This window comes from Clostridium sp. AM43-3BH, from assembly GCF_003479985.1.
GTDB classification, from domain to species: Bacteria; Bacillota; Clostridia; order Lachnospirales; family Lachnospiraceae; genus Otoolea; species Otoolea fessa.
In genome coordinates this window covers 14144-27799 of the sequence record NZ_QUIH01000001.1, presented here as the reverse complement: position 1 = coordinate 27799, position 13656 = coordinate 14144, and the positions used below count along the sequence as shown (strand labels likewise).

The 13656-nt window shown below is 45.6% G+C and carries 9 protein-coding genes; 1 reads left to right on the top strand and 8 read right to left on the bottom strand.

Translation table 11 applies throughout. The features are described from left to right. Positions 1-171: 171 nt before the first annotated feature. Together DW931_RS00110 and DW931_RS00105 are read right to left on the bottom strand one after the other, a co-directional pair. A complete protein-coding gene (locus DW931_RS00110) occupies positions 172-465 on the bottom strand; it encodes a hypothetical protein (RefSeq protein ID WP_022359751.1) in 294 nt (97 codons plus the stop codon). A 161-nt stretch (positions 466-626) separates the two neighbouring features. Then, positions 627-3065, bottom strand: a complete 2439-nt coding sequence (locus DW931_RS00105; protein ID WP_118626828.1) for a UvrD-helicase domain-containing protein — start codon at positions 3063-3065, stop codon at positions 627-629. Between the two features lie 245 nt (positions 3066-3310). On the opposite strand from DW931_RS00105, the gene DW931_RS00100 reads away from it, so the two are divergent. Continuing rightward, positions 3311-3925, top strand: coding sequence for a DUF1836 domain-containing protein (locus tag DW931_RS00100; protein WP_022359749.1), 615 nt, complete (start codon positions 3311-3313; stop codon positions 3923-3925). Between the two features lie 280 nt (positions 3926-4205). On the opposite strand, the gene DW931_RS00095 is transcribed toward DW931_RS00100, so the two are convergent. From DW931_RS00095 to DW931_RS00070, 6 genes are all read right to left on the bottom strand, one after another. Then, on the bottom strand, positions 4206-4520 hold the full coding sequence (locus DW931_RS00095) for a YerC/YecD family TrpR-related protein (protein WP_022359748.1): 315 nt from the start codon (positions 4518-4520) through the stop codon (positions 4206-4208). Between the two features lie 168 nt (positions 4521-4688). Further along, positions 4689-5513 (bottom strand): Cof-type HAD-IIB family hydrolase, encoded by an 825-nt coding sequence (locus DW931_RS00090; RefSeq protein ID WP_107001580.1) that lies wholly within the window; start codon positions 5511-5513, stop codon positions 4689-4691. A gap of 173 nt (positions 5514-5686) precedes the next feature. Then, positions 5687-8635, bottom strand: a complete 2949-nt coding sequence (locus DW931_RS00085) for a PAS domain-containing hybrid sensor histidine kinase/response regulator (RefSeq protein WP_107001581.1) — start codon at positions 8633-8635, stop codon at positions 5687-5689. A 5-nt stretch (positions 8636-8640) separates the two neighbouring features. Continuing rightward, complete coding sequence (locus DW931_RS00080; RefSeq protein WP_107001582.1) at positions 8641-10491, bottom strand: ABC transporter substrate-binding protein; 1851 nt, start codon at positions 10489-10491, stop codon at positions 8641-8643. Next, a complete protein-coding gene (locus DW931_RS00075; RefSeq protein ID WP_118482200.1) occupies positions 10469-12676 on the bottom strand; it encodes an ATP-binding protein in 2208 nt (735 codons plus the stop codon). Before DW931_RS00075 ends, DW931_RS00080 begins: the two co-directional genes overlap by 23 nt. Next, on the bottom strand, positions 12660-13475 hold the full coding sequence (locus DW931_RS00070; RefSeq protein ID WP_107001673.1) for an ABC transporter substrate-binding protein: 816 nt from the start codon (positions 13473-13475) through the stop codon (positions 12660-12662). The genes DW931_RS00075 and DW931_RS00070 overlap by 17 nt, the downstream gene beginning before the upstream one ends. Positions 13476-13656 lie beyond the last annotated feature (181 nt).

Sequence of the window (13656 nt, the reverse complement as noted above, 5' to 3'; positions counted from 1 at the left end):
CTGCGGTTCTAATTCATATCTTTATAGTATACAGGAATTTTTTTCTTTTTCCAAGATATAAAAAATACAAACTTATCTACAAACTTTCCTATGGCATAAAAAATACTGCGTGAAACCGATTTTCCGGTTCCGCGCAGTATTTTTTATGATTCATTGACTAAATTATCACAATCAGTCTTTCTTCTCTTTCTCGTCGCTCTCATCCTCGAAGAAATCATCGTCGAAATCATCATCGAAGTCGTCCTCGAAATCTTCCAGATAATCTGGAGTAAAGAAACGATATACGCCGTATGCAATCGCTGCAACTGCTGCTACAATACCGATAATGGCTAAAATCCAGAGAATACAGTTTTTCTGTTTCTCCTCTTCTTCTTTTCTGTGAAGGAATTCATTCAGTTTGGTTGCATTCATGATCTCTTCTACTCTGGAGAGCGCATCTTTGCTCATCATATCAAATTTATTCATACACTCCACATCCTTTCCCGCGTTTTGATCCGCAATTCTTGATTTTATTATACCATCTCTCAGCCGATTTTACTATATTTTTTATTGGATCTGGCGAAAATGTTTTAATACGGCATTACTGTTTTCGCATACGTGTACCGTAACAATACGGCAAACACGGTCTAACATTTCACCAGTTTTGCAAATGAAGCGAACATTTTTTTCACGCCCACGCGGTCAAAATTAACCGTCACCTCAAAATCCTTGCCGCCGTCCGCGATCTTCTGCACCGTTCCCTCGCCAAATTTGAGGTGGCGGACTCGGTCGCCCTCACCGTAGGAAAGATGGTCGGCCTTCTGGACCGTAAATGCCTTGCCAAATGACGGTGCCGGGCTGGCTGGACGGCTGCTGGAACTATAAGCGCTCTTATATGGATCCAGCGTGCGGCCAGAACCAGCACTTCCGGAACCATTCACACCGCCCCAGCCGCTCATCCGGGCTGCGCCGCGCTCCCAGGCGGCATCGTTCTCTGAAAGAGGGTGTTTTCCAGACATTCCGCCAATCCGCACCCGATCGCCGTCTCCCGCGCCAGATACACCAAAGCTGCCCGTTGTCCAGCCAGAAGTCCCCGAATCTTCAAATCCGCGTCTGCCCCGGCTCATACCAGCAGCCCGTTCAAAGACGGTCGGCTGCTCTTCCTCGTCCAGAAGCTGCGGCGGAATCTCCTCGATGAAGCGGCTGACCTTCGCAAACCGCGTTTCTCCATTGACCATGCGCTGTCTCGCCGCCGTCAGCGTCAGTTCTTTCTCCGCACGGGTGATTCCGACATAGCAGAGACGCCGTTCTTCTTCGATGGCGTCCTTATCATCCGAAAAGATGGACATGCTGCTCGGAAACAGCCCGTCCTCCATGCCGCTTAAATAGACATACGGAAATTCCAGACCTTTTGCGCCGTGCAAAGTCATCAGGACAATCCTGTTTTCGGATTCGTCCAGGCTATCTACATCCGCTACCAGCGCAACCTCCTCCAAAAATCCGTCCAGCGTCGGTTCCTCCGCTGTGCTCATATAGCCGGTCGCCTTATTAACCAGCTCTTCCACGTTCTGCAGACGTGTTTCTCCCTCGATCTCGCCTTCCGCCTCCAGATCCTTCTTATATCCCGTCTCTTCCAGAATCGCCTCGATAAGTTCCGGGATCGAAAGGGCCGAAAGCCGCGACCGGAAGTTTTCGATCTGCTCCGTAAACTTCTCGATCTTATCCGCCGCCTTGCCGATCGTCGGCACGCCGCGCACGCGCAGCAGCGCATCATAAAAGCTCATGCCATTGGCAGACGCATAGATCGTCACTTTTCCGATCGAGGTCGCACCGATGCCGCGCTTCGGCACATTGATAACACGCTGAACCGCCAGATCATCGCGCCCATTCGCAATCGTCTTTAAATAGCAGAGAATATCCTTGATTTCCTTGCGCTGATAGAAATTGACGCCACCGACCAGCCGGTACGGAATGCTGTAATAAATACATTTTTCCTCCAGAAGACGCGACTGTGCATTGGTACGGTACAGCACGGCAAAATCCGAATATTCCGCATTTTTCTCTTCTTTCTCACGCTCAATATCACAGATAATGGCGTCTGCCTCCTCGTATGCCGTGTCATACTGACGGAAGCGCACCTTCGGTCCCTCGTCATTCGCCGTCCACAGCGTCTTGTCCTTTCTGCCGCGGTTGTGGCGGATCACCTCATTTGCCGCGTTCAGGATGCTCTGGGTGGAACGGTAGTTCTGCTCCAGCTTGATAACGCGTGCGCCCGGAAATGCTTTCTCAAAACTTAAAATATTTTCGATATTTGCCCCGCGGAATTTGTAGATCGACTGGTCATCATCACCGACCACACAGATATTTCTGTACTTCTTTGCCAGCAGATCGACCAGCTTAAACTGTACAAGGTTCGTGTCCTGGTACTCGTCCACCATGATATACCGGAATTTATCCTGATAATATTCCAGCACATCCGCGTTTGCCTCGAAAAGTTCTACCGTTTTCACCAGCAGATCGTCGAAATCCAGGGCATTATTCTTCTTGAGTTCTTTCTGGTATTCCCGGTAAATCTGAGCAATCTTTTTCTCCCGGAAGTCCGCTCCCGCCTGCTGCTCAAACTCATCCGCCGTGATCCGGTCATTTTTCGCCGCAGAAATCCGTGACAGCACCGCCCGCTCCTTAAACTGCTTCGGATCCGCCTGCATTTTCTTGAGCACCTGCTTCATCAGCGTTTTCTGGTCGTCGCCGTCATAGATAGTAAAATTCGTGTCATATCCCAGACGGTCGATAAACCGGCGCAGAATCCGAACGCAGCTTGAATGGAACGTGCTGACCCAGATCGCCTCCGCGCCTTCCCCCACAATCTTATCCACACGCTCGCGCATCTCCGCCGCCGCTTTATTGGTAAATGTGATCGCCATGATATTCCACGGCGCCACCCGTTTTTCCTCGATTAAATACGCAATCCGGTGTGTCAGGACGCGCGTCTTTCCTGAACCGGCGCCTGCCAGAACCAGGAGTGGTCCCTCCGTGTGAAAAACCGCCTCCCGCTGCATCGGGTTAAGTGTGTCGTATTTGCTCATATATGTTTCGTTCCCTTCTATCCTCTTATATAATCTGTTTTTAATGACAAAAAGTATGTTCGAATACGCTCTAGTATAATCTATTTTCTCTTGGATGTCACGGAATTTTCATTGATTTTAAATTTCTCCTTGCTATCTGGTTTTCAAAACTATATAATATCACATAGAGAGTTCATGACAGCGGAAGCGCCAAAATCGCCTCCCTGTTTCGCAGCTTTCGAATTTCAACGCAGCGAGGTACATACATGAAATCGAACGAAGAACGCCTGCAGGATCTGCTGGCTTATGTTGATAGTCTGACCCGGGTGCATCCGTCGGAGATTCCCGGTATTGATTTATATATGGATCAGGTCACGACCTTCATGGACAGCCACCTGAACACTTCCAAATGGCTGGGCGAGGATAAGATCCTGACCAAAACCATGATCAATAACTATGCCAAAAATAACCTGCTGCCGCCGCCCGTCAAAAAACGCTACTCCAAGAATCATCTGCTGATGCTGATTCTGATTTATTATTTTAAAAATGTGATATCCTTTCGGGATATTGAGCAGCTCTTCTCGCCCATCAGCGAGCACCACTTTTCCCATGGTTCCAGCCCGGAATTAGAAGAGCTTTACAACGAAATCTTTTCGCTGGAAAAAGGGCAGCGCAAGCGCTTGCAGGAAGACGTCATGGCAAAATTTGACGCCGCCAGCCAGACATTCAAGGACTATGACTGTGAAGACCGCGAGTATTTACAGCTGTTCGCCTTTATCAGTGAGCTGGCGTTTGATGTCTATCTGAAAAAACAGATGATTGAAATCCTGGCGGAACAGCTCCGGCAGGAGACGCCAGTGAATCCGAAGAAGAAGAAATAGGCAGCACTTCCGCTGTACCGCCACACTCAAAAATAGGCTAAACAACAAAAATTTCAACCCATTGCACCATACACGATAAAAAAGACACTGGAATCACTTCCCCTTGTGGAAATTCTTTCAATGTCTTTTTTCTTTCATTTCTTTTTATCTTTCATTCAACCAGCTGCCAGCTCCTGGGACAATTCCACCCCAAGCCAAATTTGTCCATCTTTGGCAGGTTGGTTTGCTACACCTATGAAAGTACGCGCTTTATCTATCGTGCGTATATTCCTACTTCGTCTTACGCTTCCGTTTTCTCCGCCTCTTCCTGCTCTTTCACACGCGCAAATACCATATCATATCCGTCGCTTCCGTAATTTAAAGAACGGTTGACACGGCTGATCGTCGCTGTCGATGCGCCGGTCTTGTCCGCGATCTCCAGATATGTCTTCTTCTCACGCAGCATCTTCGCTACTTCATATCTCTGGGAAAATGATAAAAGTTCATTAACTGTGCATACATCCTCGAAAAAGCTATAGCATTCGTCGGTATTTTTCAGTGTCAGAATCGCCTGGAACAGATGATCCACAGCTTCGGTTTTCAGTTTTTTATTCATAATGCAAGGCACCCCTTTTTAATATGTACTCCGAAAATATATTCATTTTTCCGTTTTTCTTATATTAACATATTAAAGTTTTAAAGTCTAGTATCTTGCCTATTTTTATGAATATTTTATTTTTCATCTGTTCACGCAATATACATTTATGCGAATCTGCCAAATCTTCTACAGCATAAACTTCTCCACCACATGAGCCACACCGTCGTCGTTGTTGGAATAGGTAATAAAGTCTGCAGCTTTCCGCACCGGAAGCACCGCATTCTCCATCGCTACACCTAATCCGGCATACTGAATCATCGTGAGGTCGTTGTAGCCGTCCCCACAGGCAATCATCTGCTCACGCGAAAGCCCGATGTGAGAAAGAAGACGCTCTAACGACTGTGCTTTATCGATGCCCCTCGGAAGCACCTCCAGGAAAAACGGCTCCGAACGGTAAACGCTGAAATTCTTCCCCATCGCCGCCTTGACGCGCGGCTCGACCATCGCCAGGTAGTCTCCATCCTCCATCATCAGGTATTTCGGTACCGGATACGTGATCGCAGCTTCCATGTCATCCACCTGTACTAACTCCATGCCGTTGATCCGCGCTTCCAACTTTGCATAGGGACTGTCACTCTGGTTCGTCAGAAGCTTTGCCCCCGCCTCATCGTAACTCAAAAGCCCCACCTGTTCCTCCTCGGCCAGGCGTATAATCTTCTGATTCGCCTCCTGCGGCAGGGAACGGCTGAATATGATCTCGCCGGTTTTGCAGTTCGTGATCCTGCCTCCATTAAACGACAGAATATAACTGCCGTATTTTGCCAGCTCCAGCTCTCTCGCAAGCGGCAGCACTCCCGGCGTCGGACGCCCGGACGCCAGTACAATCTTCTTTCCGCGCTCCTGAAGCTCCATCAGACGCTGCTTCGTCTTTGGCGTAATCACCTTATCTCTGTTTGTTAAGGTTCCGTCCAGATCCAGGACGATAATCTCATAACTATGTTTTTCGGTCATATTTACTCCACATTCAAATCATACGTACTATTGTACACGTATATACGATACTTAGAAAAGATGAATTTGTCAATTAGCAACATGCCACATTACTTAATGCAATCCCTTCTTAACTTCTCAAATGGTTAACTCATATACTTCCGTTACTTTTGCCATTGCTTCCTGTATCCCCTCTATGAAAGATTTTTTTGCAATGCATCAATTAATTCCTCTACAACAATTGGCTTGGATAGAAATCCATTCATACCGTATTCCAGCGCTTCCTTCCTGTCTTCATCAAAAGCATTGGCAGTCATGGCAAGAATAGTGATTCCCGCCTGTGCCGGATCATCCAGGGCACGAATCCGCTTTGTGGCCTCATACCCGTTCATGACAGGCATCTGCACATCCATCAACACAAGATCATAACCGCCCGGTTTCGATTTTTCTACCTTCTCCACTGCCTCTGCTCCATTTTCGGCAGTGTCAACCAGAAAGCCATATTCATTCAGGATCTCCACCGCAATTTCACGGTTCAGTTCATTGTCTTCCACAAGCAATATACATCTGCCCTTGAAATCTGAACCTGCTGCCGGGAGAATATTATCCTCTTGCTCAGCCTGCCTCTGACCGATAGCTGTCATCAAGGTCTCTCTGATATCTGACATAAACATAGGTTTCGAACAGAATGCTGTAACCCCTGCCGCTCTGGCCTCCACTTCGATATCTGACCAGTCATAAGCCGTCAGGATAATGATTGGCGTATGGTCACCCAGACTGCGGATCTGACGGGTAACTTCAATGCCATTCATATCCGGCAGACACCAGTCAATGATATACGCATGGAATGCATCCCCCAGTTCCATAGACTGCCGCGCCCGGAGAACAGCCTCCTTACCGGAAAGAGTCCATTCTGAACGCATTCCAACCTTGACAAGCATCTTTGTCACACTGTCACAGGTATTAAAATCGTCATCTACAACCAGTGCCTTAAGACCTTCCAGCTCTGCGATCTTCTCTACATGGTGATGCTCAGGCTGAATCCGGAATGGCAGGCGGACAATAAATTCAGTTCCCTTGCCATATTCTGTCTGAACCTCGATAGTTCCGCCCATCATATTCACAATGTTCTTGGTAATAGCCATGCCAAGTCCGGTACCCTGAGTCCTGGTGACCGTGGAAGTCCGCTCCCTCTCAAAAGGAGAAAAGAGCTTCTGTACAAATTCCTGGCTCATACCGATTCCGTTATCCTTTACCCGGATCTCGTACAGCGCACTGCCGCTTTGCGTCCCCGGACACTGTTTGAGCCGGACTGAAACGGTTCCACCAGCAGGTGTAAACTTAACCGCATTGGACAAAAGATTCAACAGTACCTGGTTCAGACGCGTCTTATCACAATAGATATCCTCATTAGTCACATCCATTGCATCCATATAAAGCTCCAGCTGCTTCGCATGGATCTGCCCACCAATGATCGTCTTCAGGTCATGAAGCACATCCGACAGGCTGACCTCTGTTTCTTCCAGATGGATTTTTCCACTCTCAATCCGGCTCATATCCAGTATATCGTTGATCAGTGAGAGCAGGTGGTTGCTGGATGAAAGAATCTTACCCAGATAATCCCGGACTCTTTCCTTATCATCAATATTACTTACAGCCAGTGTGGTAAAACCGATGATCGCATTCATGGGTGTCCGGATATCGTGAGACATATTGGAAAGAAACGTACTCTTGGCCCGGTTTGCTGTCTCCGCAGCACGGACTGCCTCAGAAAGTGCCTGATTCATTTTCCTGTCAGAGGTACGATCCGACATAACCAAGATATATTTTCTTTTTCCGTTTACCTCGCTGCACATTGCAACATTATGAAACCAGCGCTGCTCTCCTGATTTATAATGAACGTATTCAAACTCCCATTCTTTCTGTTCATGAACCCGGATTCTCTCCAGATAATTTTTATCCGGTTCTTTCGGATTTTCGGAATGCAATTTTCCCAAAACATGAATATCCTTACGGATCTCTTCTACCGTAATCCCCAACAATTTTTCCGCATTCGGGCTGACGTAATCTGCCTGATATGTTCTAGCATCCAGCATCAGAAAAACATCATCTACATTCATTGACAGCTTCTGAAACAATTCGTCTCTATACAGGATCTCCGTATCCTTTTTCCTGAGGTTTGTTCTGCCTTTTTGAACAATAAAACTGATAAGTAAAGCGGCAATACAGAGCACGACTCCTCCCACGAGAAGCATTGTATTAAACTGCAGGCTATTCATACTGGCATTCACGATATCCGCCGGGACAAGTCCCAGAAACATCCAATCCTTGATATCTGATTTTTCATAGACCAGATAATAGCTCCTTCCATCAAGCTTTACCAGCTTCGCATCGGTACGTCCTTCTTTAAACTTCTCCGAAAGCTCATTGATCTCTCTTTCAGACATATCAGAATGCTCTCTCAGAACACCGAAGAAATTATACACTCTCCCCCATGACCCAGAAGAATGCTCCACCACAACACGACCATCCGGATGAATCACATAGTTCTGGGCATTTCCGTCGAAAGCAGAGATATCCAGTACATTTACGATATCAGAATTCTCATAGGCAATGGCAATCGCATCATATTCAAATCCCTGATAACTTCCATAGGCCTTGGGAGTTGCAAAAACAAGCAGCTGGGCTTTTCCAGGAACTGCTGCATTTGTTATCACATCACTTCCCTGTCGGAGCTCCTCTTCCATATTTCCCTGTAATCCAAGATACCCTGTTTCACCTGTTACCTTCTTATAGTTTCCGTCAGCTGACAGAAAAAAGAATTCTAAAAAGCCGGCATCTTCCTGTGCTTTCTCTATATAATCACGAATTTCGTCTTCATTGGAGGTGTTCTGCAGATTCTCTCCCCACATATGAAGATAGGTCAGATTCTTGTCTGTCAGTTCCCGCAGCATATTATCAGACTGATGAAAAATCTCTGTCAGATGAGACACACTTTCCTCATATACCGTTTTCGACACAAATTTAAAATATCGGGAAACCGTCAATACGATTCCAAGAAAAACAGCTATAACGACAGCTGCCTTGAATTGTTTTCTATTGACAAGTTTCTTTTTGTCTGTATTATGATTCTTAATATCCATTTTTCTCACCTCAGAGCCACATAGTCTTCAGGCTCTGCAAGAACGGCATCACCATCTGAAATATATCCTATCCAGGTATCCTTCACAGAAGTATCTCCCCTATCAAACACAATATTATCCTCTACCGGATAATTCTCCATGTGTTTAGGTATCGTCAGGCAGGTTACCGTGAACATATCATTGTCTTGAACTTTCTTTCCATCCTTCATAACTTTGCTCAATGTATAACCATCATCCGTTTCCCTGATCTCCACAGAAATACCGCTGACTACAGGTAGAGAACCGCTGTTAAAGGGAATAAAGCCTCCCTCATAGCCTTCCACAAAATTTCTGACAGTCTCTTTCAGCTCTGCCCCACTCATCTTACTGCTGTAAGCCAAAAGACCATTTGGCATGATCATGCTGCCCGCCATTTTTTTCGTATACCCGGCTTTCAGCACGTTTCCGGTAAAGCTGTTTCCGGTGGCGATCAGCACATCCGTCCCGTAGACACCGCGCAGCGTATTTGCCATAACCGAATAGGCTGCATTACCTCCACTGGCATGGAAACGATTGGAATAGAATTTCTGTGAATCCAGCAGGATATCCTCGGAGATAGTCTGCTGATTCAGAAGCTGGGTGTTAAAGGACTGATAAGCCTGCCCTGCATCGTATTCTCCTGCGATCATCTTAGATACTACATCCTTGGAAATAGAGAAGAAGTCATTTGACGCAATACGGATATACATGTGATTTTCTTCGATCACAGGTTTCACATCTTTCAGATATTCTGTAAGATGGATATCCACATCCTGGCTGTAGCTTAAGAGATCCTGACCATCATAAAGGATCTGGTTCTGAGCATCCTCTGAAAGCATTGTATCCAATACCTTCATGGCTTTCTTCCGTCGTGTTTCATCCTGTGCCAGATCACGGTTTAAAGCCACTTGAAAATAGGGTGTCGTCATCAGCCATTTTTCTCCATTCTCTTGAAAGAATGGCAGAAATGTTGTGTGAATGCCCTGATCCTGAAACATTTTTACACCGGAAGAGCTTCCAAAGTACATGGCAAGCTTACCACTTTTGAACAACTCAACCACATTATCATAGTTCAAATCCAAATCATCCCGGTTCAATCCTGTATCCCGGATAAACCGCTCCATCCGTTCAAAAGCCGCCGGCCAGACGGTATTGTCCAGACCTTCTTTCACTGTATGATCCGGGTCACTGTAGGTGGTGCGCCATCTGCGTCCGTCGGCAGAAGAAAGTTCTGACGCCGACAGGCCCTGCAGTGTCTCCATACAGGTATAGTCATAATAATAGTCTGCGGTAAACCCTCGGATTCCCACCTTATCAAATGCCTCGCAGGCAGAGACAAAGCTTTCATAGTCTGTTGGCAACGGGATATCATATTTTTCAAAAAGATCTTTGTTCACTACAAAGCCATGGGCATCCGCACACACCGGAAGCCAGTTTATGCTGCCATCCTCGTTCCTAAAATTGTTTAGATATGTATCATAGACAGCACCTGCCGCATTGGTTGTGGAAAGATCCATCAGGCTGTCTTTCAGCGAACTTGCATCATGCAGTGAAAAACGACAACAGGTTATAATATCCGGCAATCCTCCATTTTCATCAAGAAACTTATAAAAATCCAGATCATTATTTCCTACTACAAATTCAATGTTAATATCCGGAAGCTGTTCCTGAATATAGGGTGCATATTTTTCATACAGGTTTGTGCTCCATAAATACACCGTGATGGTTTCTGCATCTTCTTTTTCCGCTCTTTTCCCGCCGCAGCCTGATAAAAGTAATATGGCCATTACCATCACCAGGAATACAGCAAGTAACTTATTTCTTTTTTCCTTTTTCATTACGAATCCCCCTAAAACTGTGTTCCGCTAGTTCATAAATTACCTTTACCAGTAATTTTGCATCAACAGGCTTAGAAATATGTTCATCCATTCCCGCTTCTTTTGCTCTTATTCTGTCCTCCGTGAACGCATTTGCTGTCATTGCAATGATCGGTATCGTCTTAGCATCCTCTCTCTCCAGAGACCGGATCCTCTTCGTTGCTTCATAACCATTCATGACCGGCATCATGATATCCATGAGGATCGCATCAAATTCACCTAACTCACTTTTTTTGAATTGATCCACAGCTTCCTGCCCATTCCATGCCTTGGTCACGACAGCACCTTCATTCTGAAGCATAAATTCAGCAATTTCTATGTTCAGCTCATTATCTTCTGCCATAAGAATATGCAGTCCCTTTATAGATTTTCCATCTGATACATCTTTCTGTTCTTCCCATTTATCCGAATTCAGATCTATTTTAAATGGAACCTGGATCACAAAGGTAGTCCCTACACCATCTTCACTTTCAAAGGTAATGGTTCCACCCATTTTCTCAACCAGCTTCTTTGCAATCGACATTCCCAGACCCGTTCCCGCAAATTTTGTGCGGCTTCCTGCGTGTTCCTGTACAAACGGTTCAAAAATATGTTTCTGAAACTCTTCTGCCATTCCGATTCCGGTATCCCGGCAGACAAATTCTATCGTCGTCATCTCTGGCTGTTCGGATGGAATCTCCCGGCAGCTAATATAGATATATCCGTTTTTTCTGTTATATTTCACCGCATTCGACAGAATATTCATCATCACACGTTTCACATGTCCTGGACTTCCAATAAGCTTTCGATGTGTGATTTCTTTCTTCTCCCACACAATCCGGATATTCTGGTCTGCAGCCATCTGCTCGATCACAACAAGTACTTCCTGGGAAATACGGCTTAGATCAAATGGAATTTCTTCCAGAATCACTTCACCCGCCTCCAGCTTACTCATATCCAGGACATCGTTTACCAGCTCCAGCAACAGATTGGATGCCTCTTTCACCTTTGTTCTGTATTCTGTCTGTTTCTCCATATCATCTGCACAATGATCTGCCATATTGAGTAAACCGCAGATTCCATTAATCGGAGTCCGGATATCATGGCTCATCCTTTGGAGAAATTCCGTCTTCGCCCTATTGGCGGCTTCCGCCTTTTTGGCAGCTATCAGAAGTTCTGATTTATATTTTTCATCCTTTTCCCGCTCTTGTTTCTCATGTTCCAGATTGGTTCTGAAGATACAGGACCAAAATATACCAACTATCAAAGAATATAGAAAAATGACACCAGCCACACTTAATGGAAGGTTATGAAACACTTCCTCATCCGGAAGATATGCATAAATATAATAATCCCGCTGCTTCAGCATGATTCCGTAGCATCCGGTTCCTTCATTCTTCAAATGAAAAATATGCTGGCTGTCTGTGTGCTTTTTCATTGCCTGAATAACCTCATTGTCGGCCGTATTCTGCCCCAACAGGCTCTCATCGTTACTGGCAACAACGAGCCCATCGTCTGCAACAATAATTGTTCCATCTTTCTGGACACTATATCCATTTAAAAGCCCTTGTATCGTCAAAGTATAGTTTCTGGTAAATTCAGGAGATGTGTAATAGTAAATTGCCACAATACCCGGTGCGTCTTTTCTGGCGCAGGCTGCAATGTCGATCCGGGACCCGTCTTCCCTGGCAAGCCGTTCCGAATAGCTTCTTTCTTCATATCCTGTAAAATCCATGATAATTTCTTTTTGCAGATACTCCGTAATCTCATCCGTCAGAGACTCTTTTGTGCTATACTCACAGACCGTCTTTCCCTCTGCATCCAGTACAAGGATGCCATCCACCCAGAGAGTCTGCAGATTATCTTTTAGAAACTCCCGGCTTAACTGACCACCGTTTTCTCTTTCCATGTTAATATTGGTACTCATCTGTCTGGCACTTTCAATGGCACGGAGAAGGCTTTTGGATTCCGAAGATTCATTATAATGAGTATAGGTGGAACACTGCACTTTCACATAGTTTACAATCTCTACCATTCTTTCTTCTGCTTCCGCTTTTTCCGCATGAAAGAAATAAGTCAGGGAAACTACCGCCACACAGATTCCAAACAAAATACCAACTATTTCTATCTGCTTTTTCTTTGTCCTTCCCTTAATATCCAAGTTCATCCACCTCCAGATACCTTCCCGGATCATCCAGATATTTTTCAATGATTTTCAGGGATGTTCCATCCCGACGCATTTCCTCCAGGGTCTGATCCATCTGCTCACAGATTCCCCGGTCATCCTCTTTTGCAAAGGCAACCCCTATACCGGTGATCATCAGCGGCTCTTCCAGAATACGAAAGCTTGTGTCATAATCCTTCATATACTGGACAATCGATTCCTCATGTGCGGCAACTGCATCTACGTATCCTTTTCCCAGAAATGTATAGATCAGCTCCCTGTGTCCCAAACTGATCAGATTGCCCAGCTTTGGGATTCTCTCATCCGTCCGGTTCAGAAAAATACCTTCCGGTTTGGTTGTGGACTGAACAGCCAGATTCTTTCCCTCCAGGTCACTCAGTTTATAGATATCACTGCTCTCATTTACAGCAACCACCTGACGGCTTGCTATATACGGTCCGGCCCAGCGGTACTCGTCAAGGCGCCCTTCCATGGAAAAACAGCCCATGATGCAATCGATCTCCCCGCTCTCCAACAGTTCTTTTTTCTTCTCCCAGTTGATCTGGACAGGCTCCACCTGATAGCCCATTCTTCTGAACGCTTCTGTAGCCAGTTCTACATCAATTCCTGTCGGCACACCATCCTCATTCAGATAAGTGTATGGTGGATAGCTGTCGCTTCCCAGGGTGATGACGGGTTTTTCCGTTTCTTTTTTATTCTCACCTGTGTTTTTGCACCCTGCCAGGGTAACTGCTAAGATTCCAACAAGCAGAATACCTGCGATCACTCTTTTTCCTTTCATTTTCATTCCATCCCTGTTATTCTTTTCTATTTCTTCACATCTGATTTCCGGCCATTTATTACGATTCAGTGGTCCGCGCTTAGGTGCCCCCGCATATAAGACTTAATTTCCTATATGATCAAAAAAAGCTCCATGTAAAAAATTTACAGGAACTTTATCCATAATACCCACTTAACTCTTA

Coding starts and splice junctions, on each gene's coding strand:
- DW931_RS00085 (WP_107001581.1), bottom strand. CDS start 8,635: ATGGATATTAAGAATCATAATACAGACAAAAAGAAACTTGTCAATAGA.
- DW931_RS00110 (WP_022359751.1), bottom strand. CDS start 465: ATGAATAAATTTGATATGATGAGCAAAGATGCGCTCTCCAGAGTAGAA.
- DW931_RS00080 (WP_107001582.1), bottom strand. CDS start 10,491: ATGAAAAAGGAAAAAAGAAATAAGTTACTTGCTGTATTCCTGGTGATG.
- DW931_RS00090 (WP_107001580.1), bottom strand. CDS start 5,513: ATGACCGAAAAACATAGTTATGAGATTATCGTCCTGGATCTGGACGGA.
- DW931_RS00075 (WP_118482200.1), bottom strand. CDS start 12,676: ATGAACTTGGATATTAAGGGAAGGACAAAGAAAAAGCAGATAGAAATA.
- DW931_RS00070 (WP_107001673.1), bottom strand. CDS start 13,475: ATGAAAGGAAAAAGAGTGATCGCAGGTATTCTGCTTGTTGGAATCTTA.
- DW931_RS00105 (WP_118626828.1), bottom strand. CDS start 3,065: ATGAGCAAATACGACACACTTAACCCGATGCAGCGGGAGGCGGTTTTT.
- DW931_RS00100 (WP_022359749.1), top strand. CDS start 3,311: ATGAAATCGAACGAAGAACGCCTGCAGGATCTGCTGGCTTATGTTGAT.
- DW931_RS00095 (WP_022359748.1), bottom strand. CDS start 4,520: ATGAATAAAAAACTGAAAACCGAAGCTGTGGATCATCTGTTCCAGGCG.